The sequence below is a fragment of the Streptomyces sp. NPDC004539 genome, from assembly GCF_040610055.1.
GTDB lineage: Bacteria > Actinomycetota > Actinomycetes > Streptomycetales > Streptomycetaceae > Streptomyces.
On the sequence record NZ_JBEXLS010000001.1, the window covers coordinates 551,287 to 570,049 of the forward strand.

Here is an 18,763-nt window from a genome sequence, read left to right on the forward strand (position 1 = left end):
GGCCCGGTTTGGGGTGAGCGAGGGGCTCGGGGGTGGCCCGGAGCGCCGAGGGCGGAGCCGGGGCGGCGGGTGGGGTGAGTGGAGCGGGGGGTGCCTTGAGCCCGGCATCGGGGGCTGGTCCGGCAGGTGGGCCGTCCGGCTCGGGTGGGAGTTCCGGGGCGGTGGGCGTGGTCCCGTGCGGGGAGTCGTCGTCACGGCTCGGTGCCGGCGTGGCATCGCCCGTCCGGTCGGTCACCGCCCGTCTCTCCGGGCCCGGCCCGGTGGAACCGTCCACGGTGGACGCCCTCCAGGGGGCCGCTTCCCGCGCGCGGGGCGTCGGAGCGGTAGCGGTACCGTGCGCGTCGTCCTCCGGCACATCCCCCTGTTCCAGGGGCTCCCCGGACCCGGCCTCCCGCCCCGGGGACCGTCGCTCGCCAGGCACGGCCCCCCGCAGCGCCCCCTCCACGAACCGGCCCACCCGGGGCGCGACCCGCACGGAAGCGTCCTCCGCCGTGACCCCCACGGGCGCGGGCGGCACCAGCACGAGCCTCCGCCCGGAACGCCCACCGCGCCCACGCCCACGCCTGGCAGTGACGTTCCCCCGCGCGGGAGCACGATTCCCCCGAGCCGGGGTGCCACTGCGCGGGGGCGTCGCGGAAACGTCACCGCTGAGGGCGGATTCGGAGGACGGGGGGTCCCCGTCGCCGGAGCCGATCCTCCGCACGTACTCCCCGGCCGAACCGGAAGCCGAATCAGGAACCGGACCATGACCCGACCCGGAAACCGGACCGGAACCGGCGGCCCTCCCGGGATTCGCCTCCCGCCCAGGACTCACCCCCGCTCCGAGGTTCGCGGCCCGCCCAATACCTGCGGCCCGCCCAGAACCCGCGGCCCGCCCAGGACCTTCAGCACTCCTGAAGCCTGCGGCCCTCCGGAAACCCGCGTTCCTCCCCGAACCCGCAGCCCTCCCCGAAGCGGCACCACTCCCCGAACCCGCGGCCCTCCCACCAGACGCCCCCGCGGAAGGACCGCCCCCGCCAGAACCGCCCTCGGGAGAGCCACCTCGTGGGGAACCGTCTCCCGGGGAACCGCCCTGCGGGGAACCACCCCCCGGTGACCCCCCTTGCCCAGGCCGCCCCATCGGGTCGTCCGGCGTCGGAGCGGGGGCCGTCAAGTCCGGTGGGCCGCCGTGGGACCAGGTGAGGGTGACGGTGATCGCCGCCTTCGCCTCGCCGTCCGCGAGGAGGCCGACGACTTTGCCCGCCTTGGCGGTGAGTTCGATTCCGAATTCGACGCTCACCTCGTCCGGCCGAACCGCGCGCAACGGCTGCGCGAGAGAACGCGCGACCCCGGTGACGAGGGAGTGCAGACTCTCGACGCCCGCCTCGACCCGCTCGGTGAACCCCGTGTCGCTGTACGACAGCTGCCCCGGCGGCGCGGCCGGCGCCCGCAACTCCCCGGTCCCCGTGATCCGCGCCCACACGGGCGTCCCGTCCGGCATCGCGACGCGTGCGACGCGCGTCACGTCCCGCCCCGACTGCTCGCTCTCCTGACTCATGGCGCTCCCCCCGATACCGCGTTCCCCCTGGTTCCGCCCGTCCGACGCCAGGACCGGCGGCCTATCCTTGCCCTGTGCCCCCGAGGCCCCTCCCGGGCCCACTCGGGAACCAAGCTCATTCCCCCGGAGGCACATCCCAACCCCGACGAACCCACCCACGGAGCACGATCCATGTACTTCACCGACCGCGGCATCGAGGAACTGGAGAAGCGGCGCGGCGAGGAGGAAGTCACCTTCGAGTGGCTCGCCGAACAGCTCCGCACCTTCGTCGACCTCAACCCGGACTTCGAGGTACCGGTGGAGCGCCTCGCGACCTGGCTGGCCCGTCTGGACGACGAGGACGACGAATAGCCCGCCTCGCCCGGTTCCCCTCGTAACGACCGGAGTCCCCGGCGGGTTCCCGCCCGCCCGACGCCGTGTCAGGCGCGCGGTCTCCCCACGTCGTACGCCAGCCCGAACACCCCGTGCCCCAGCAGCAGCGCCCCCGCCGCGGCCCATCCGGTGCTGCGGTGCCGCAGCCCCCAGAGGGTGAGCGGCAGGCCGACGCCGACCTGCGCGAGGGCGAGGGCACGCGCGCGTGGACTGCCGGTCCAGGGCAGCCAGGGCCCGAGGGGGCTGCGCTCGACGGCGCCGATCTCCGCGCGGACGGTCTCCCGCCAGCCGGCCCACTCGACGCGCTGGACGTCGGCGCGGTCGAGGGCGGCGCGGCGGAGCCGGTCGGCGGGCTCGCCGGGGGTGAGCCCGACGGGCAGCGCGACGCCCGCGCGCGTGAGGACGGCGAGCAGCGCGCGCAGCCGCCCGCGCGCGTCGGCCGCGGGGTCGGCGCGGGTCAGCTCCTCCAGGGACTGCATGTCGAAGACGGGGTCGAGTCCGAGCCGCGAGGCGAGCGTGCGCATGGCCTCGTCCTCGCCGGCCGGGGTGCCGTCCGCGAGCCAGTCGTAGCCGACGGTCCGCCGGAACCCGGAGGCGAGCGCGCAGCCGGAGCGGTCGGCGTCCCACCACAGCGCGAGGACGGGCCAGGGCGCCCCGACGGCGAGGGCGGCGGCCCAGCCGGTGAGGACCCGGTCGACCGGTTCGCCCCCGTCCTGCCAGGGCTTCCCCTCGGGCACGAGCACGCTCCACTCGACCCCGGCCCGGGTCAGCAGCATGCTCTCGCGCAGCAGGTGGGCGGCGGGGGCGACGGCGTCGGGTTCGGCCCGGCACAGCAGCAGCGCGCCGGGCTGTTCGGTCGGCGACATGTTCACACCGTAGGACAATTCGTCACCTTTGGATGGCGGTGGCCACCAGAAAGAGTGTCTCGATATGTCTTGACTCCCCGCGAGCGCGATATATCGTGAAGAGAAGAAGACGCGATATGGCGTGTCGTCGAGGAGGAGGTTCAGTGTCATGCCCGAGTGGTCCGTGTCCGAACGTGAGAAGTTCTCCTTCGACGAACCGGTGCGCGAGCTGAACGTCCGCATCGTCTCCGGAGCGGTGAACGTCGTGGGCACCGACGACGGTTCCGCCCGTCTGGAGGTCTCCGCAGTCGAGGGCCCGCCCCTGATCGTGACCCACCGGGACGGCGCCCTGACCGTGACGTACGAGGACCTGCCCTGGAAGGGCTTCCTCAAGTGGCTGGACCGCAAGGGCTGGCGGCGGAACGCGGTGGTGACGCTCGCGGTCCCGGCGGACACCCGCATCGCGGTGGGAGTGGTGAGCGCCTCGGCGGTGATCTCCGGTGTCGACGGCCGGACGACCGTCCAGGGAGTCTCCGGGGACACCACGCTGGTGGGCCTCTCCGGCCCGGTCCGCGCGGAGACGGTCTCCGGGAGCGTGGAGGCCCAGGCGCTGACGGGCGATCTGCGCTTCAACTCCGTCTCCGGGGATCTGACGGTCGTCGAGGCCGGTTCCTCCGTCCGCGCGGAGTCGGTGAGCGGCTCGATGATCGTCGACCTCGACCCCACGGCCGGCCCCACCGCCATCGCCCTCGCGACCGTCTCGGGCGAGATCGCCATCCGTCTCCCCCACCCGGCGGACGCGGTGGTGGAGGCCAACACCACGAGCGGCACGGTCTCCAACGCCTTCGAGGACCTCCGCGTCAAGGGCCAGTGGGGCGCCAAGCGCATCACCGGCCGCCTGGGCCCCGGCAACGGCAGCCTCCGCGCGACGACCATCTCCGGCTCCATCGCCCTCCTGCGCAGGCCCCCGACGACGGAGGAGCCCTCCTGGGAGCCGGACACGACAGAATCGGACGCCCCGGACCACACCGGCACCCCCGCCGCCCTCGAAGCCCTGGACGCGCTGGACACCCCGACCCCGACCCCGACCAACACCGACGACGCCTCGGACACCCCGGACACCCAGGCCGCCCTGTCCGACCCCGACCCCCAGGACCCCCAGGACCCCCAGGACGCGCGAGACATCGCCGACCCCACAGACCCGTCGGACCCAGCAGACCCCGCAGACCCCGCCGACCCCACCCCCGACTCCCCCTCCCCCACCGCGAGTTCCGGCGACGCCCCCGACGGCCCCACCGACAAGAAGGTGCTCTGACATGCCCCCCGTCTTCGCCCACGGCCGCCTGCGTCTCTACCTGCTGAAGCTGCTGGACGAGGCCCCGCGCCACGGCTACGAGGTGATCCGCCTCCTGGAGGAACGCTTCCAGGGCCTGTACGCCCCCTCCGCGGGCACGGTCTACCCCCGGCTCGCCAAGCTGGAGGCCGAGGGCCTGGTCACGCACACCACCGAGGGCGGCCGGAAGGTCTACGCGATCACCGACTCCGGCCGGGCCGAACTCGCCGACCGCAGCGGGGAGCTGGCCGATCTGGAGCTGGAGATCCGCGAGTCGGTGGCCGAACTGGCGGCGGAGATCCAGGCGGACGTCCGGGGCGCGGCCGGCGATCTGCGCCGGGAGATGCGCGAGGCGGCGGACCAGGCCCGCGGGGGTGCCGACGGCGACGCCCACCGCGCCAAGGGCTCGGACGACGAGGCGTGGCAGGCGGCGAAGGAGGAGATGCGCCGGGTCAAGCAGGGCTGGAAGGACCAGGCCCGCCGCGCGAAGGACGAGAGCCGCCGGGCCCGCGAGGAGGCCCAGCGGGCCCGCCGGATGGCCAAGGACGCGCAGGACCACGCCCGCGCGCAGGCCCAGGAGGAGGTGCAGCGGATCGCCCGCCGCGTCCAGGAACAGGTCCAGGACCACTTCTCGCGGGGCGACTGGCCGACCGGTGTCCGCGAGGGGCTGACCGAACTGGCCAAGGAGTTCGGCGATTTCGGCAAGGACTTCGGGAAGGGGGTCGGCAAGGACTTCGGCTTCACGTTCGGCACGGGCACCCATCCCACGGACCACCCCGCCCACCCCGCCCACCCCGACGCCCCCGAGGAGGTCCCGGTCGCCTACGAGCCCTCCTGGTCTCACGAACCGCCGACGGACAACCCCGCCCGCGACCTCGACCGCCTCCTCGACCGCTTCCGCGACGACATCCGTGACGCAGCCCGCGACCACGGCGTCACGGCCGAGGAGCTCCGCGAGACCCGCCGCCACCTCTCCACGGCGGCGGCCCACATCGGCGCGATCCTGAAGCAGCCGAAGCCGTGAGAAAGGGGGCCCGCACTACACCCGGGCCCCTCCCGCACAGCACCCACCGCCCCCGGGCCCCAGCCGAGGGCGGACCCACCTCACGGCCCCGGCCGCAGACGGGCCCGCCCCAAGCCCGCACACGCACCCACGCCCCCCATCCACGCCACCGATCCCGGCGACCCCGCCGACCCTGCGCGCACAACCCCCGCCCGCACAGCCCCCGACCCTGCCGAACCCCGCCCCCGCAGGCCCCCAGCCCTCACGCCCCTCCGCCCGCGAACCCCCTCACCCCGCCCGCAACTCACCCCCGCCGTACAACACCCCCCGCACCGCCTCGTACGTCACCCCGTGATCGGCGAGCACCTCGCCCGGCACCCCCGGCAGGACCGTCACCGCCAGCAGGATGTGCTCGTCGCCGATATGCCGTTCCCGCAGCGCGACAGCGATCCGCAGGGACCGTTCCAGCGCGGTCTTGGCATCCCGGCCGAACGGCCGCCGCCCGCTCCACGACCCCCACCCCTTCCCGCCCCCGGACAGCGCCCCCACGCCGTGCGCCTCCTCGACCCGGGCGACCACCTCCGAGACGTCGATCCCGAGCCCGGCGAGCGCCTCGGCCTCGGCCCGGGAGAGCCCGGCCCGGCGCCGCGCGTCGGCCAGTTCACTCCGTACGGCGTCCCGCCAGCGCTCGCTGCCGAGCGAGGCCAGCGCGAAGGAACCCCGGCTCGCCTCCCGCTCCAGCAGGGCGAGCAGCAGATGGTCGACGCCGACGGCCGCCGCCCCGCTCTCCTCGCAGTGTCCGAGGGCCCCGCGCACCACGTCCCGGGCGTCCTTGGTGAAGCGTTCGAACATCACTGCCTCCCGTGTTTCTTGTGCACGGCCTGCCGGCTGACTCCGAGTTCCGTGGCGATCTCCTGCCAGGACCACCCCTGCACGCGCGCACTGCGCACCTGCACCGCCTCCAGCTGCTCCAGCAGCCTGCGCAGGGCAGCGACGGCGCGCAGTCCGACTCTGGGGTCACGATCCCCGGCCCGTGCCGCGAGATCCGTAGCTTCGGTCATGCACGTCAACTTACGTTGACACACTCCCGTCGTCAACCCAGATTGACAACATCGACAGCGAAAAGGGGCGGGCCCACCAGACCCACCCCTCGACGACAGAAGCCGACCGACGCCGGCCGCGCTCAGCCCGTCGTCAGCACGATCTTCCCGAACTGTTCGCCGGACTCCAGCCGCTCGAACCCCTCGCGCGCCCGGTCCAGCGGGAGTTCCTCGTCGATGACCGGCCGCACACCCGTGGCCGCGCAGAACGCGAGCAGGTCCTCCAGCTCGTCCTTGGTGCCCATCGTCGACCCCACGACCTTCAGCTCCAGGAAGAAGATCCGGGTCAGCTCGGCGTGCGGCGGCCGGTCCCCGCTGGTGGCTCCCGAGATGACCAGCGTCCCGCCGGGCTTCAGCGACTTCACGGAGTGCGACCACGTCGCCGCCCCCACCGTCTCGATCACGGCGTCCACCCGCTGCGGCAGCCGGGCCCCCGGCTCCACCGCCTCCACGGCCCCCAGCTCCACCGCCCGCTTCCGCTTCGCCTCGTCCCGGCTCGTGGCGAACACCCGCAGCCCGGCCGCCTTCCCGAGCACGATCGCCGCGGTCGCGACTCCACCCCCGGCCCCCTGCACGAGCACCGAGTCCCCGGGCCGCACCCCCGCATTGGTGAACAGCATCCGATACGCGGTCAGCCACGCGGTCGGCAGACACGCCGCCTCCGCGAACGACAGCTCCCTGGGCTTGGGCAACAAGTTCCAGGTGGGCACGGCGACTTGCTCGGCGAACGTCCCCTGATACCGCTCGGTGAGAATCGACCGAGGCTCCCGGGGCCCCACCCCGTGCCCGCTCTGCCCGATCACGGAATGCAGAACGACTTCATTCCCGTCCGCATCCACCCCCGCGGCATCGCACCCGAGAATCATCGGCAACTTGTCCTCACCGAGCCCCACCCCCCGCAGCGACCACAGGTCATGGTGATTGAGCGAGGCGGCCCGCACCTCGACAACACTCCACCCAGGCGGAACCACAGGGGCCGGCCGCTCCCCCAACTCCAGCCCGTTGAGCGGCTGATCACGATCGATGCGGGCGGCGTAGGCGGCGAACATGGGTTAGACGATAGGGAGAAAAGGCGGGGAGCGACACAAGGCGGGGATGTGACACACACCGATGGGGGAAGGTGACGCATTCAACTAGCCACAAGAACAACACCCCTGACGGGCGCGCCAGCGCCCTGCCAGGGGCGCGGGGAACTGCGCGACCAGCCACACACAACCCGCACCCGGCACCGAACAGAACCCCCCACAACGAACCCCGCTCAACGCCCACCCCTCAACAAACCCGCACGGGTGGGCGGGTGGGCAAGCGATGGCCCCGCCGGAGCGACGGGGCCATCACAACTCACCGGCGAGCAACCCCCTCCGCCCGCGCCGCAGCGGCGACAGCCGCCGTCACCGCAGGCGCGACCCGCTCGTCGAACGGCGACGGAATGACGTAGTCGGCGGCGAGATCGTCGCCCACCACCCCGGCCAACGCCTCAGCCGCAGCGATCTTCATCCCCTCGGTGATCCGAGAGGCCCGCACCTGGAGCGCCCCCGCGAAGATCCCCGGAAACGCCAGCACGTTGTTGATCTGGTTCGGGAAGTCGGACCGCCCCGTCGCGACGACGGCCGCGTACTTGTGGGCGACCTCGGGATGCACCTCGGGGTTCGGGTTGGCCATGGCGAACACGAACGCCCCGGGCGCCATGGAGGCGACGGCCTCCTCCGGCACGGTCCCCCCGGACACCCCGATGAACACGTCCGCACCGGCGAGCGCGTCCTCCAGGGACCCCTTCACGCCCGCCTTGTTCGTGAACCCGGCGAGCTCCCGCTTGACGTCGGTGAGGTCGTCCCGGTCGGCGGAGACGACCCCCTTGCGGTCGGCGACGGCGACGTCCCCGATCCCCGCCTCGACCAGCATCTTCGCGATGGCGACCCCGGCGGCCCCGGCGCCGGAGATGACCGCGCGCAGCTCACCGATGCCCCGCCCGCTGAGCCGGGCGGCGTTGCGGAGCGCGGCGAGGGTGACGATGGCGGTGCCGTGCTGGTCGTCGTGGAAGACGGGGATGTCCAGCGCGTCCTGGAGGCGCCGCTCGATCTCGAAGCAGCGCGGCGCCGAGATGTCTTCGAGGTTGACGCCCCCGAAGGACGGTGCGAGCCGCACGACGGTCTCGACGATCTCGTCGACCCCGGTGCAGGCCAGCGCGATCGGCACCGCGTCGACCCCGCCGAACTGCTTGAAGAGGATGGCCTTGCCCTCCATCACCGGGAGGGACGCCTCGGGACCGATGTCCCCGAGCCCGAGGACCGCGGTGCCGTCGGTGACGACGGCGACGACCGAGGACTTCCAGGTGTAGTCGTCGACCAGTTCCGGGTTCTCGGCGATGGCGGTGCACACGCGGGCGACGCCGGGCGTGTAGGCCAGGGACAGGTCGTCCTTGTCACGGATCGGAACGGTGGCCTGAACGGCCATTTTCCCGCCCCGGTGCAGCGCGAAAACCGGATCGAAGGCGTCGTCCGTGCTGTCGCTGCGAGGATTGACGATCTCCGCTGCCATGTGTCGTACCCCTTACTCGTTCATGTTTGAGGGTGGCCGCTCCTGATTGAGGAGCGGGCGGGACCGCGCGCCGTCCACGGCGGTGACGCCAGCCAGACGGACACGCGACGAGCACGCCGCACACGCACTCTTGAGCCCCGGATGAGGGGTGTTGAACACCCTTTTTACTCGACGGACCGCACCGCGCACGAGTCAGATCCGTGCAAGGTCACATCCCTCGATCTGTCGACGCCCTACATCCGCGCCACGCCCCGCTCCGGAGGTCATATCCCAGTGACATGACTCATGCACCGATATACGGACAAGCTCAAGAGCAACTCTTGACAACCTCGAACCCGCGCCCCGCGCGCCTCGAAAACCCCGTCGGTCCGGTACCACATCCTGAGATACACCGAAGATCTTCCGGGCGGATCGGACCATTCCCGCAGATGATCCGGCCACGACCGCTCCCGGCGGCCCGGACCGGCGCTTCTTCCCGCCCGCCCGTTATCCGATTTTGACATCGCTTCCCGCGTACACGGACTGGTCCGAATGGCAAGATGCCGTAATCACACAAGGTCGCGACACTCGAAGGTGTGTGTAGACGTGACCAGGGGCGACCGATGTTCTCGGAAGCACCACCAGGCAAGGCCGAACCCATCGGCAGCGCCCACCGTCCTGGAGTACGGCCGACGCCGTCGGCCGTGCCCGCACGATCGGCAACTCCATCCATCCGCCGGAGGAACCCACGATGACCGCAAGCACCACCCGCCGCACGACCGCCGCGCGCACCCGCCTTGCCGCGGTCGGCTCCCTCGCGGTCGCGGGCGCGCTGATCCTCACCGGCTGCGGTGACCAGACCAAGGACAAGGGCTCGGACGGCGGCTCGTCCTCGGCCGACTCGTCCAGCGCCTCCGCCCCGCTCGCCTCCAAGCTGCCCGCGGACATCCGCTCCAAGGGTGTCATCAAGGTCGGTTCGGACATCGCGTACGCACCGGTCGAGTTCAAGGACGCCTCCGGCAAGACGGTCGGCATCGACCCCGACCTCGCCGACGCGATGGGCAAGCAGCTCGGGGTGAAGTTCGAGTTCGAGAACGGCACCTTCGACACCCTGATCACGGGCCTGCGCTCGAAGCGCTACGACATCGCGATGTCCGCGATGACCGACACGAAGAACCGCCAGAACGGCATCGACGGCGACACCGGCAAGAAGGTCGGCGACGGTGTCGACTTCGTCGACTACTTCACCGCGGGTGTCTCGATCTACACCCCCAAGGGCAAGGACCAGGGCATCAAGACCTGGGCGGACCTCTGCGGCAAGAAGATCGTCGTCCAGCGCGGCACCGTCTCCGAGGACCTCGCGAAGTCCGAGGCGAAGAAGTGTCCCAAGGGCAAGACGATCTCCATGGAGCCCTTCGACAACGACCAGCAGGCCCAGACCCGCCTGCGCGCGGGCGGCGCGGACGCCGGCTCCTCGGACTTCCCGGTCGCCGCGTACGCCGTGAAGACCTCGGGCGGCGGCAACGACTTCCAGCTCGTCGGCGAGCAGGTCGAGGCGGCGCCGTACGGCATCGCGGTCGCCAAGGACAACACGCAGCTGCGGGACGCGCTCCAGGCCGCTCTCGACGCCATCATCAAGAACGGCGAGTACACCAAGGTCATCACGAAGTGGGGCGTGACGGCCGGCGCCGTCACCCAGGCCACCGTCAACGGCGGCAAGTGACCGGGGGATACGGGCACTGAGAGGCAACACCCGTGACTGTTGACATCGACAAGGCGGACGGCGGCCCGGCGGACACCCCGCCGGCCGGCCCCGAGGCCATCAAGGCCATCCCGGTCCGTCACTACGGCCGCTACGTGGCGGCCGTGGTCGCCCTGGGACTGCTGGGCAGCATCGTCTACGCCTTCTCCCAGGGCAAGATCAACTGGGGCGCGATCCCGGACTACTTCTTCGACGACCGGGTCATCGAGGGCGTCGGCAAGACGCTGCTCCTGACGGTCCTCTCGATGGCGATCGGCATCGTCGGCGGCATCCTGCTGGCCGTCATGCGGCTCTCCAAGAACCCGGTGACGTCGTCGATCGCCTGGTTCTACATCTGGTTCTTCCGGGGTACGCCGGTCCTGGTGCAGCTCGTCGTCTGGTTCAACCTGGGCCTGGTCTTCCAGTACATCAACCTGGGGCCGATCTACAAGGACTACTGGTCCAGCTTCATGACGCCGCTGCTGACGGCGCTCCTCGGGCTCGGCCTCAACGAGGCCGCGTACATGGCGGAGATCTGCCGCGCGGGTCTCCTCGCGGTCGACGAGGGTCAGACCGAGGCGTCCCACGCGCTCGGCATGAGCCAGTCGAAGACGCTCCGGCGGATCGTGATCCCGCAGGCGATGCGCGTGATCGTGCCGCCGACGGGCAACGAGGTCATCAACATGCTGAAGACGACCTCGCTGGTGTCGGTCGTCCAGTACAGCGAACTGTTCCGGGTCGCCCAGGACATCGGGCAGACCTCCGGCGCCCCCGCCGAGATGCTGTTCCTCGCGGCGGCCTGGTACCTGCTGCTGACCTCGGTGTTCAGCGTCGGCCAGTACTACATCGAGCGGTACTACGCGCGTGGCTCCTCGCGCCAGCTCCCGCCGACGCCGCTCCAGAAGATCAAGGTCAACGTACTGGGCCTCGGCCGCCCCAAGGGAGGTGCCGCATGACCTCCATGGTCAAGTCCGAGGGCGTGCACAAGTCGTACGGCCCGGTCGAGGTCCTCAAGGGCATCGACCTCGAAGTGAAGTCCGGCGAGGTGTTCTGCCTCATCGGCCCCTCCGGTTCCGGCAAGTCGACCTTCCTCCGCTGCATCAACCATCTGGAGAAGATCAACGCCGGTCGGCTGTACGTCGACGGCGAGCTGGTCGGCTACCGCCAGAAGGGCGACAAGCTGTACGAGCTGAAGGACAGCGAGGTCGCGCTGAAGCGGCGGGACATCGGCATGGTGTTCCAGCGGTTCAACCTGTTCCCGCACATGACGGCCGTCGAGAACATCATCGAGGCCCCGGTTCAGGTCAGGGGGACGTCGAAGTCCCAGGCCAAGGAGCGGGCGATGCAGCTCCTGGAGCGGGTCGGGCTCGCCGACAAGGCCGCCAACTACCCCTCCCAGCTCTCCGGCGGCCAGCAGCAGCGCGTCGCCATCGCCCGTGCCCTGGCGATGGAACCGAAGCTGATGCTGTTCGACGAGCCCACCTCGGCCCTCGACCCCGAGCTGGTCGGCGACGTCCTCGACGTCATGCGCGACCTCGCGGAGTCCGGCATGACGATGGTCGTCGTCACCCACGAGATGGGCTTCGCCCGCGAGGTCGGCGACAGCCTCGTCTTCATGGACGGCGGCGTGGTCGTCGAGTCGGGCGACCCCCGAGAGGTCCTGACCAACCCCCGGCACGAACGGACCCAGGCATTCCTGTCGAAGGTCCTGTAGGAGGGGCGGTACGACGCGGAAGGGCGGTACGACGATCCCGTACCGCCCTTCCGCGTACCACCCCCCTACCTGAGAGCCAGCAGCAGCGTGTCCGACGGCGAGGACCACACCGGGCGTACCTCCTCGAAGCCGCTCGCCCGGAGCGCGTCCGTGTGCCACCGGACCGACGGGGTGTCGCCCTCGGCGTGCTCGCCGTAGATCTCGAAGCGGCGGGCGGTGGGGCCGGCGAGGACCGGGTCGGCGGCGGCGAGCTGCCACCACTCGGCCCAGTCGACGGCTCCGGCGGCCTTGCCGGCCTCCTGGCGGGCGTGGCGCTGGGCGCGTTCGGCGGCGTTGACGCGGGGTGTCGACTCGTCGGTCATGTGGTCGGCGTTGAGGAAGACCCCGCCGGGCCGGACGAGCCCGGCGAGCTGCCCGTACAGGGCCTCCAGCGGCCCCCTGCGGAGCCAGTGCAGCGCGGTCGCGGTGAGGACGGCGTCGTACGTGTCGTGCGGCAGCAGCGTCGGCCAGGCGGGGTCCGTGAGGTCGGCCTCGACGAGGGTGACGCGGTCGTCGCCGTCGAAGGTGCCGTGCGCGATCGCGAGGAGCGCGGGGTCGAGGTCGACGCCGACGCTGACGGCGCCGGGGAAGCGGTCGAGGAGGCGGGCGGTGATGGTGCCGGTGCCGCAGGCGAGGTCGAGGACGCGGGGCGCCGTACCGGCGAACGCCTCGACCATGTCGAGCATGACGCGGAAGCGTTCCTCGCGGTCGGGGAGGTACCACTCCTGCTGGCGGTCCCAGCTCCGCTGCCAGCTCGCCCAGTCCGTGGTGTCGACCGTGGTCATGAACCTCTCCTCACCGCAGCTTACGTAATACCCTGTAGACGCGAACAGCCATTACCGACCGCGTCCACGACGACGATAGAACGCCTCCGTAAGGACTACAAGTGGAACTGGCCTATTACTCGGACTACGCCGTGCGGCTCGTCAACACCGAGGAGCCGGCACGCGGAACCGACGCGCTGACCTCGGTCGACGCGGTCCGCGACCTGTTCGGCCACAGCCAGGAGGCGGCCCGCCGGGTCACCGACGCGGACGTCACCCGCTTCCGCTCCGTCCGCGCCCGCCTGCGCGCGGTGTTCGACGCGGCGGACGGCGGCGACGAGACCCTCGCCGTGAACCTGCTGAACTCCCTGCTCCTGGAGTTCCCGGTGAGCCCGCAGATCTCCGGCCACGACTTCCGGGACGACGACGGCAAGCCGCTGTGGCACATGCACCTCGCGGACCACCCGTCCAACGCGACCGCGGGCTACGCGGCGATCGCGGCCATGGGCCTCGCCTTCCACCTCACCGAGCACGGCGTGGACCGCCTCGGCCTGTGCGAGGCCGCCCCCTGCCGCAACGCCTACCTGGACACCTCGACCAACCGCTCCCGGCGCTACTGCTCCGACCGCTGCGCCACCCGCGCCAACGTCGCCGCCTACCGCGCGCGCAAACGCCTGGAGGCCGACCGGTCGCAGAGCACGGGCCGCACCGCCGTCAGCGCCCAGCGGACGACCGTCAGCGGCGACCTCTGACCGGATTCGATCGCCCGGTAACGCAGGACGACCTTCCCGAGCACGAGTTCGTCCGGAACGGTCCCGTAGTCGGTGGAGTCGCCGCCCGCGTACGCGTTGTCCCCGAGCACCCACCACCCCCCGTCCCGGCGCTCCACGGCCCGTTTCACGACGAGCAGGTCCTGCTGGAAGGGGTGGCGCAGGACGACGACGTCCCCGGCCCGCACCTTCGCGCCGTACCGCACCACCAGCTGGTCCCCGTGGCGCAGCGTGGGCACCATGGACGGGCCCGTGACCTCGGCCAGCCCGAAGGGCGTCGCCGCCCTGCCCCGCTCGCGGCCCGTCTCCTGCGACAGCTCCGGCATCGCCGGCACCTCCCCTGGATATGTCCTCCGCGGGTCCAGTGTGACCCCGGACTTTGGTCCTAAGCCCCCGGGGGCGCTCGCGAAAACCCGTCCCTCAGGGAGTAATGTCCCACCTGAGAAGACGATCACGAGGAAGGAACGCTCCATGCTTTCCCGCCTGTTTGCCCCCAAGGTCAAGGTCAGCGCCCACTGCGACCTGCCCTGCGGTGTGTACGACCCGGCCCAGGCCCGCATCGAGGCGGAGTCGGTGAAGGCCGTACAGGAGAAGATGGCCGCCAACGACGACCCGCACTTCCAGGCTCGCGCCGTTGTCATCAAGGAGCAGCGCGCCGAACTGGCCAAGCACCACGTGTCGGTCCTCTGGAGCGACTACTTCAAGCCCCCGCACTTCGAGAAGTACCCCGAGCTGCACGTCCTGGTCAACGACACCCTGAAGGCCCTCTCGGCCGCCAAGGCGTCCACGGACCCCAAGACCGGCGAGAAGGCGCTCGAACTCATCGCCGAGATCGACCGCATCTTCTGGGAGACCAAGAAGGCTTGATCCCGGCCTTCTGCCTGTTTTTCCAAAGACCGCACCCGGCTTCCCGTACGGACGCCGGGTGCGGTCTTTCGCGTTCCCTCAGACGGCGCCCGCCAGCTCTTCGAGGGGTGCGCCGGTCAGGCGGCAGGTTCGCCACTCGTCGAGGAACTCGGCGCCCAGGGACTCGTAGACGCGGATCGCGGGCTCGTTCCAGTCGAGTACGGCCCACTCGAACCGGGCGTACCCCTCGCTGACGCAGATCGCGGCGAGGGCGGAGAGGAGCTTCTTGCCGTGGCCGGTGCCTCGGGCGGTCGGGCGGACGTAGAGGTCTTCCAGGTGGAGCGCCCGGGTGCCGGTCCAGGTGGAGAACTTGGGGAACCAGAGGGCGTATCCGACGGTCTCTCCCGCGTCGTCCTCGGCGATGAGCGCGTGCGCGGCGACGGAGGGGCCGAACAGGGCCTGGCGGAGTTGCTCCTCGGTGGCCTTCACCTGCTCAAGTGCCTTCTCGTACGTGGCGAGTTCACGGATCATCGCGAGGATCTCGGCGACGTCTCCCGGACGGGCGTTCCTGATCATCCTCCGATCATGTGACGCTCCCGGCCCCCTGTCCAACCCCGACCGGCTCTGGGACCCTGCCCCCGTGCCGACCACCTTCGCCGCGTTCGCCGGAGCGGCCTTCCTGCTGTCGATGGTTCCCGGGCCGAGCACGGTCGTCATCCTGCGCCGCTCGGTGGCGGACGGCCGCAGGTACGGCATGGCCTCGGTGCTGGGCAACGAGACCGGGGTCATGCTCTGGGGCCTGGCCGCCGCGTTCGGCCTGTCGGCGCTCCTGACGGCGTCCCGGTTCGCGTACGACGTGATCCGGATCACCGGCGCGGTCGTCCTGGTGTGGATGGGGGCCCGCGCGCTGTGGCGGGCGCGGCGAGCCGGACGGGCGCCCGAAGCCGCCGCGGACAGCGCCTCGCCCTCCCTGCGCCGGGCGTTCTGGCAGGGGCTCGTCACGAACGTCGCCAACCCCAAGGCCGGGGTGTTCGCGGTGGCGTTCCTCCCCCAGTTCGTGCCGCCGTCGGCCCCCGCCCTGCCGACGCTGATCGCCCTCGCCGTGCTCTGGGCCGTCGTCGACCTGGTCTGGTACACGCCCCTCGTCTGGCTGGCCGCCCGCGCGAGCGCCCTCCTGCGCCGCCCGTCGGCCCGCCGCCGGATGGAACAGCTCTGCGGGACGTTCCTGATCGCACTGGGGGTACGGCTGGCGGCGCAGCCGTGAGGGCACGGCGGACGGCTCGGCCCTGAGAGGCATGGGCGGCCCAACACCCCTGAGAGGCGGGGCCGTTCACTCCTGGACCGGCACCCGAAGCACACCCCGGCCCGCTCCCCGCTCACCTCACACCCGGCACACCACGACCCCCGCCTCCGTCCGCACCACGAACTCCCCCTCCCCCACCAGCAGTTCCCGCACCCGTGCCACCGTCTCCCCGAACGGCACCCCGAGTTCGTCCGCCCAGGCCCGGTACGACGCCAGATACGCGACCACCGGCTCCGGCTCCACCACCCTGATCACCCCCGGCAACCGCACCACCTCCACCTCCCCGAACCACTCCCCCAGCAGCCCCGGCGCGTCCTCCAGGGTGAACCGCGCCCCGAGCGACACGGGCGGCGGTGCCGTGCCGGTCACCTCCCCGGCGGCCCGCCGCCACAGCTCCCCCAACTCCGCCTTGTCCGCACGCCCGTTGGTGGAGACGATCACGACACCCCCCTCCTCCACCACCCGCGCCAGCTCCCCGACCGCCGCCCAGACGTCCGGCACGTGGTACAGCATGTGCATCGCGATGGCACCCCCCAAGCTCCGGTCCGCCAAGGGGAGTTGTACGGCGTCGGCGACCCCGACCGGTCCGGGCAGGCCGGTGAGGATGCCGGGCGAGAGGTCGAGGCCGAGGACACGGTGCTCGCGCCGCAACCGCTCCAGGAAGAGCCCGTTGCCGCAGCCGACGTCGGCCAACCAGCCCCGTACCCCGGCGAGTTGTCCGGCGACGAGGCCGGGGAGGTCGTGGCGGGGGGTCTGGTGGGCGTACAGGGCCTGGCGGGCGGCGAGATCGCGGGCGTCCCGGTAGGCGTGGCCGACGAGACGGGCGCGGTCGGTGACGGCGGAGGGATGCTCGGAAGAGGAGTGCTCGGCTGAGGTCACGCCGTCGATTCTGCCGCCGGAGACGGGAGTTCGCCTAGGACGGCGGCCGGTGTGGACCGACCGCCGCCCCCTCGACGCCGGTTCAGTGGAACTGCGGCACGATCAGATAGATCCCGTACGCCACGACCGCGGCGCAGGCGAGAAAGCACAGCCCGGCCTGGACCCGGCCGACGACACCGACCGCCGCCCCCTCCGACCCCGCCGCCCCCTCGTCCCCCCGCGCCAGCCCCAGCACACCGAGGCTGAACACGACCACCACCGCGACGGTCACGCCGAGGCTGACCGCGGCGACCTGCCCGAGGGCACTCCAGTTGAGATGCATCGCATGTCTCCTTGACGGAACTCAGGCGGCCGTACCGACACGCGCCGGCGGCTCGGAGCGGAGGGTGACCTCGTGCGCGTCGTTGACATTGCTCGCGTGAACGGGGTTGCGGCGGGAGGCCACGAAGATGCCCCCGGCGACGGCGACGCCGATCAGCGCGACGACGGTCGTCCCGAAGTCACCGCCGTGCTTGACGGCGTACGCCGCGACCGCCCCGACGAGCGCCGCCGCAGGCAGCGTGACCAGCCACGCGACGACCATCTTGCCCGCGACGCTCCACCGCACCTCCGCCAGCCGACGGCCGAGCCCGGCGCCGAGGATGGACCCGGAGGCGACCTGCGTGGTGGAGAGGGCGAAGCCGAGGTGCGCGGAGGTGAGGATGACGGTCGTGGACGCGGTCTCGGCCGCGAACCCCTGCGGCGACTGGATCTCCGTCAGCCCCTTGCCCATCGTCCGGATGATCCGCCAGCCGCCCAGGTACGTGCCGAGGCCGATCGCGAGGCCCGCGGAGGCGATGACCCAGACCGGCGGGCCGGCGTCGTGGCCGAGGGCGCCCGCGGAGATCAGGGTCAGGGTGATGACGCCCATCGTCTTCTGCGCGTCGTTCGTGCCGTGCGCGAGGGAGACGAGGGAGGCGGAGGCGATCTGCCCGTACCGGAACCCCTTCTCGACGGGCTTCTTCTTCGCCCGCTCGGTGATCTTGTAGGCGAGATAGGTGGCCGCGAGCGCCGCGACCCCGGCGACGACCGGGGAGGCGACCGCCGGGACGAGCACCTTCTCGACGACCTTGTCGAAGTGCACGCCGTGCTCGCCCGCGCCGACCCACACCGCGCCGATCAGCCCGCCGAACAACGCGTGCGAGGAGCTGGAGGGCAGGCCGACCAGCCAGGTCATGAGATTCCAGAGGATGGCCCCGACGAGCCCCGCGAAGATCATCCCCGGGGTGACGAGCGTGTCGTCGACGATCCCGCCGGAGATCGTCTTCGCGACCTCCGTCGACAGGAACGCGCCGACGACGTTGAGCGCGCCGCTGATGAGGACGGCCGTGCGCGGGCCGAGCGCGCCGGTCGCGATGGACGTCGCCATCGCGTTGGCCGTGTCGTGGAAACCGTTGGTGAAGTCGAAGGCCAACGCCGTGACGATGACCACCGCCACCAGGAACGTGATGTGATCCATTCCCCCATGCAAACAAGCGCAGGCCAATCCGGGGCGAACCCCAGGCAAAGGCTCGGCCAGGAGAGTGAACGGAACCCGTGTCATGCTGGCCGGCATGGTGAGCGTCGAGGATCTCGTGCGGTTGCGGCAGGCCAGGGACCGGATGGACCGGGAGTACGCCGAGCCGCTCGACATCACCGCCCTCGCGGGGACGGCCCTCATGTCGCCGGGGCACTTCCAGCGCAGTTTCCGCGAGGAGTACGGGGAGACGCCGTACGCCTATCTCATGACCCGGCGGGTCGAGCGGGCGAAGGCGCTGCTGCGGCGCGGGGACCTGTCGGTGACGGACGTGTGCATGGCCGTCGGCTGCACCTCCCTGGGCTCCTTCAGCTCCCGGTTCACGGAGCTGGTCGGCGAGACACCGAGCGCCTACCGGGCCCGGTCGCACGAGGAGAGCGCGGTGATCCCGCCGTGCGTGGCCCGGACGTACACCAGGCCGAAACGGCGTCGACGGACCTAGGCT

21 protein-coding genes and 1 pseudogene are annotated in these 18,763 nt (G+C 71.5%); 10 read left to right on the plus strand and 12 right to left on the minus strand.

The genetic code is table 11. The features are described 5' to 3' along the window. Window positions 1-1,150: 1,150 nt before the first annotated feature. A pseudogene (locus ABZX85_RS02350) lies at window positions 1,151-1,537 on the minus strand (CU044_2847 family protein); the annotation flags it as partial. Between the two features lie 171 nt (window positions 1,538-1,708). Here ABZX85_RS02350 and ABZX85_RS02355 point away from each other — a divergent pair. Beyond that, the gene (locus ABZX85_RS02355) at window positions 1,709-1,888 is read left to right on the plus strand and encodes a DUF6104 family protein (RefSeq protein ID WP_003992906.1); all 180 of its coding nucleotides are present in this window, start codon (window positions 1,709-1,711) and stop codon (window positions 1,886-1,888) included. A gap of 68 nt (window positions 1,889-1,956) precedes the next feature. Here the strand turns inward: ABZX85_RS02355 and ABZX85_RS02360 are convergent, their stop codons facing one another. After that, window positions 1,957-2,775 (minus strand): hypothetical protein, encoded by an 819-nt coding sequence (locus ABZX85_RS02360; protein ID WP_355861776.1) that lies wholly within the window; start codon window positions 2,773-2,775, stop codon window positions 1,957-1,959. 148 nt (window positions 2,776-2,923) lie between these two features. Between ABZX85_RS02360 and ABZX85_RS02365 the strand changes: the two genes are divergently transcribed. Together ABZX85_RS02365 and ABZX85_RS02370 are read left to right on the plus strand one after the other, a co-directional pair. Beyond that, a complete protein-coding gene (locus ABZX85_RS02365; RefSeq protein ID WP_355861778.1) occupies window positions 2,924-4,069 on the plus strand; it encodes a DUF4097 family beta strand repeat-containing protein in 1,146 nt (381 codons plus the stop codon). Between the two features lies 1 nt (window position 4,070). After that, window positions 4,071-5,111, plus strand: a complete 1,041-nt coding sequence (locus ABZX85_RS02370) for a helix-turn-helix transcriptional regulator (protein ID WP_355861780.1) — start codon at window positions 4,071-4,073, stop codon at window positions 5,109-5,111. Window positions 5,112-5,378: 267 nt separating this feature from the next. Here the strand turns inward: ABZX85_RS02370 and ABZX85_RS02375 are convergent, their stop codons facing one another. The 4 genes from ABZX85_RS02375 to ABZX85_RS02390 all read right to left on the minus strand — a co-directional run bounded on the left by ABZX85_RS02375 (window position 5,379) and on the right by ABZX85_RS02390 (window position 8,728). Further along, window positions 5,379-5,942, minus strand: coding sequence for a Clp protease N-terminal domain-containing protein (locus ABZX85_RS02375; protein ID WP_355861782.1), 564 nt, complete (start codon window positions 5,940-5,942; stop codon window positions 5,379-5,381). Further along, the gene (locus ABZX85_RS02380) at window positions 5,942-6,151 is read right to left on the minus strand and encodes an HTH domain-containing protein (protein ID WP_355861784.1); all 210 of its coding nucleotides are present in this window, start codon (window positions 6,149-6,151) and stop codon (window positions 5,942-5,944) included. Before ABZX85_RS02380 ends, ABZX85_RS02375 begins: the two co-directional genes overlap by 1 nt. Before the next feature lie 122 nt (window positions 6,152-6,273). Further along, window positions 6,274-7,239 (minus strand): zinc-binding dehydrogenase, encoded by a 966-nt coding sequence (locus ABZX85_RS02385; protein ID WP_355861786.1) that lies wholly within the window; start codon window positions 7,237-7,239, stop codon window positions 6,274-6,276. 292 nt (window positions 7,240-7,531) lie between these two features. Then, window positions 7,532-8,728, minus strand: a complete 1,197-nt coding sequence (locus ABZX85_RS02390; RefSeq protein ID WP_355861788.1) for an NADP-dependent malic enzyme — start codon at window positions 8,726-8,728, stop codon at window positions 7,532-7,534. Window positions 8,729-9,458: 730 nt separating this feature from the next. Between ABZX85_RS02390 and ABZX85_RS02395 the strand changes: the two genes are divergently transcribed. Genes ABZX85_RS02395 through ABZX85_RS02405 form a run of 3 tightly spaced genes read left to right on the plus strand, consistent with a single transcriptional unit; the run spans window position 9,459 to window position 12,162 of the window. Further along, on the plus strand, window positions 9,459-10,430 hold the full coding sequence (locus ABZX85_RS02395; protein ID WP_355861790.1) for an ABC transporter substrate-binding protein: 972 nt from the start codon (window positions 9,459-9,461) through the stop codon (window positions 10,428-10,430). Window positions 10,431-10,462: 32 nt separating this feature from the next. After that, complete coding sequence (locus ABZX85_RS02400) at window positions 10,463-11,404, plus strand: amino acid ABC transporter permease (RefSeq protein ID WP_355861791.1); 942 nt, start codon at window positions 10,463-10,465, stop codon at window positions 11,402-11,404. Then, a complete protein-coding gene (locus ABZX85_RS02405; RefSeq protein ID WP_355861793.1) occupies window positions 11,401-12,162 on the plus strand; it encodes an amino acid ABC transporter ATP-binding protein in 762 nt (253 codons plus the stop codon). The genes ABZX85_RS02400 and ABZX85_RS02405 overlap by 4 nt, the downstream gene beginning before the upstream one ends. 65 nt (window positions 12,163-12,227) lie before the next feature. Here ABZX85_RS02405 and ABZX85_RS02410 read toward each other — a convergent pair whose 3' ends face one another. Further along, a complete protein-coding gene (locus ABZX85_RS02410) occupies window positions 12,228-12,986 on the minus strand; it encodes a class I SAM-dependent methyltransferase (protein WP_355861795.1) in 759 nt (252 codons plus the stop codon). Window positions 12,987-13,087: 101 nt separating this feature from the next. Here ABZX85_RS02410 and ABZX85_RS02415 point away from each other — a divergent pair, with 101 nt between their 5' ends. Continuing rightward, window positions 13,088-13,717 (plus strand): CGNR zinc finger domain-containing protein, encoded by a 630-nt coding sequence (locus ABZX85_RS02415; RefSeq protein WP_355861797.1) that lies wholly within the window; start codon window positions 13,088-13,090, stop codon window positions 13,715-13,717. Here the strand turns inward: ABZX85_RS02415 and sodX are convergent. Continuing rightward, a complete protein-coding gene (gene sodX / locus ABZX85_RS02420; RefSeq protein ID WP_355861799.1) occupies window positions 13,621-14,061 on the minus strand; it encodes a nickel-type superoxide dismutase maturation protease in 441 nt (146 codons plus the stop codon). The genes ABZX85_RS02415 and sodX overlap by 97 nt on opposite strands. Window positions 14,062-14,206: 145 nt before the next feature. Between sodX and sodN the strand changes: the two genes are divergently transcribed. After that, window positions 14,207-14,602 (plus strand): superoxide dismutase, Ni, encoded by a 396-nt coding sequence (gene sodN, locus ABZX85_RS02425; RefSeq protein ID WP_010353595.1) that lies wholly within the window; start codon window positions 14,207-14,209, stop codon window positions 14,600-14,602. A 78-nt stretch (window positions 14,603-14,680) separates the two neighbouring features. On the opposite strand, the gene ABZX85_RS02430 is transcribed toward sodN, so the two are convergent. Continuing rightward, complete coding sequence (locus ABZX85_RS02430) at window positions 14,681-15,157, minus strand: GNAT family N-acetyltransferase (protein WP_355861802.1); 477 nt, start codon at window positions 15,155-15,157, stop codon at window positions 14,681-14,683. Between the two features lie 64 nt (window positions 15,158-15,221). Here ABZX85_RS02430 and ABZX85_RS02435 point away from each other — a divergent pair, with 64 nt between their 5' ends. Beyond that, window positions 15,222-15,845, plus strand: a complete 624-nt coding sequence (locus ABZX85_RS02435; protein WP_355861804.1) for a LysE family translocator — start codon at window positions 15,222-15,224, stop codon at window positions 15,843-15,845. Between the two features lie 117 nt (window positions 15,846-15,962). Here ABZX85_RS02435 and ABZX85_RS02440 read toward each other — a convergent pair whose 3' ends face one another. The 3 genes from ABZX85_RS02440 to ABZX85_RS02450 form a co-directional block, all read right to left on the minus strand. Further along, complete coding sequence (locus ABZX85_RS02440) at window positions 15,963-16,763, minus strand: class I SAM-dependent methyltransferase (RefSeq protein WP_355861806.1); 801 nt, start codon at window positions 16,761-16,763, stop codon at window positions 15,963-15,965. 82 nt (window positions 16,764-16,845) lie between these two features. Continuing rightward, the gene (locus ABZX85_RS02445) at window positions 16,846-17,085 is read right to left on the minus strand and encodes a hypothetical protein (protein ID WP_355861808.1); all 240 of its coding nucleotides are present in this window, start codon (window positions 17,083-17,085) and stop codon (window positions 16,846-16,848) included. Window positions 17,086-17,106: 21 nt separating this feature from the next. Beyond that, window positions 17,107-18,261 (minus strand): inorganic phosphate transporter, encoded by a 1,155-nt coding sequence (locus ABZX85_RS02450; protein ID WP_355861810.1) that lies wholly within the window; start codon window positions 18,259-18,261, stop codon window positions 17,107-17,109. Window positions 18,262-18,358: 97 nt separating this feature from the next. Between ABZX85_RS02450 and ABZX85_RS02455 the strand changes: the two genes are divergently transcribed. Next, complete coding sequence (locus ABZX85_RS02455; protein ID WP_355862308.1) at window positions 18,359-18,760, plus strand: helix-turn-helix transcriptional regulator; 402 nt, start codon at window positions 18,359-18,361, stop codon at window positions 18,758-18,760. Window positions 18,761-18,763: the final 3 nt, after the last annotated feature.

What these genes read in the sequence shown, in the direction of transcription:
- ABZX85_RS02360 (WP_355861776.1), bottom strand. Translation starts at nt 2,775, where the DNA reads ATGTCGCCGACCGAACAGCCCGGCGCGCTGCTGCTGTGCCGGGCCGAA.
- ABZX85_RS02430 (WP_355861802.1), bottom strand. Translation starts at nt 15,157, where the DNA reads ATGATCAGGAACGCCCGTCCGGGAGACGTCGCCGAGATCCTCGCGATG.
- ABZX85_RS02450 (WP_355861810.1), bottom strand. Translation starts at nt 18,261, where the DNA reads ATGGATCACATCACGTTCCTGGTGGCGGTGGTCATCGTCACGGCGTTG.
- ABZX85_RS02390 (WP_355861788.1), bottom strand. Translation starts at nt 8,728, where the DNA reads ATGGCAGCGGAGATCGTCAATCCTCGCAGCGACAGCACGGACGACGCC.
- ABZX85_RS02385 (WP_355861786.1), bottom strand. Translation starts at nt 7,239, where the DNA reads ATGTTCGCCGCCTACGCCGCCCGCATCGATCGTGATCAGCCGCTCAAC.
- ABZX85_RS02370 (WP_355861780.1), top strand. Translation starts at nt 4,071, where the DNA reads ATGCCCCCCGTCTTCGCCCACGGCCGCCTGCGTCTCTACCTGCTGAAG.
- sodN (WP_010353595.1), top strand. Translation starts at nt 14,207, where the DNA reads ATGCTTTCCCGCCTGTTTGCCCCCAAGGTCAAGGTCAGCGCCCACTGC.
- ABZX85_RS02405 (WP_355861793.1), top strand. Translation starts at nt 11,401, where the DNA reads ATGACCTCCATGGTCAAGTCCGAGGGCGTGCACAAGTCGTACGGCCCG.
- sodX (WP_355861799.1), bottom strand. Translation starts at nt 14,061, where the DNA reads ATGCCGGAGCTGTCGCAGGAGACGGGCCGCGAGCGGGGCAGGGCGGCG.
- ABZX85_RS02445 (WP_355861808.1), bottom strand. Translation starts at nt 17,085, where the DNA reads ATGCATCTCAACTGGAGTGCCCTCGGGCAGGTCGCCGCGGTCAGCCTC.
- ABZX85_RS02375 (WP_355861782.1), bottom strand. Translation starts at nt 5,942, where the DNA reads ATGTTCGAACGCTTCACCAAGGACGCCCGGGACGTGGTGCGCGGGGCC.
- ABZX85_RS02395 (WP_355861790.1), top strand. Translation starts at nt 9,459, where the DNA reads ATGACCGCAAGCACCACCCGCCGCACGACCGCCGCGCGCACCCGCCTT.
- ABZX85_RS02410 (WP_355861795.1), bottom strand. Translation starts at nt 12,986, where the DNA reads ATGACCACGGTCGACACCACGGACTGGGCGAGCTGGCAGCGGAGCTGG.
- ABZX85_RS02355 (WP_003992906.1), top strand. Translation starts at nt 1,709, where the DNA reads ATGTACTTCACCGACCGCGGCATCGAGGAACTGGAGAAGCGGCGCGGC.
- ABZX85_RS02380 (WP_355861784.1), bottom strand. Translation starts at nt 6,151, where the DNA reads ATGACCGAAGCTACGGATCTCGCGGCACGGGCCGGGGATCGTGACCCC.
- ABZX85_RS02365 (WP_355861778.1), top strand. Translation starts at nt 2,924, where the DNA reads ATGCCCGAGTGGTCCGTGTCCGAACGTGAGAAGTTCTCCTTCGACGAA.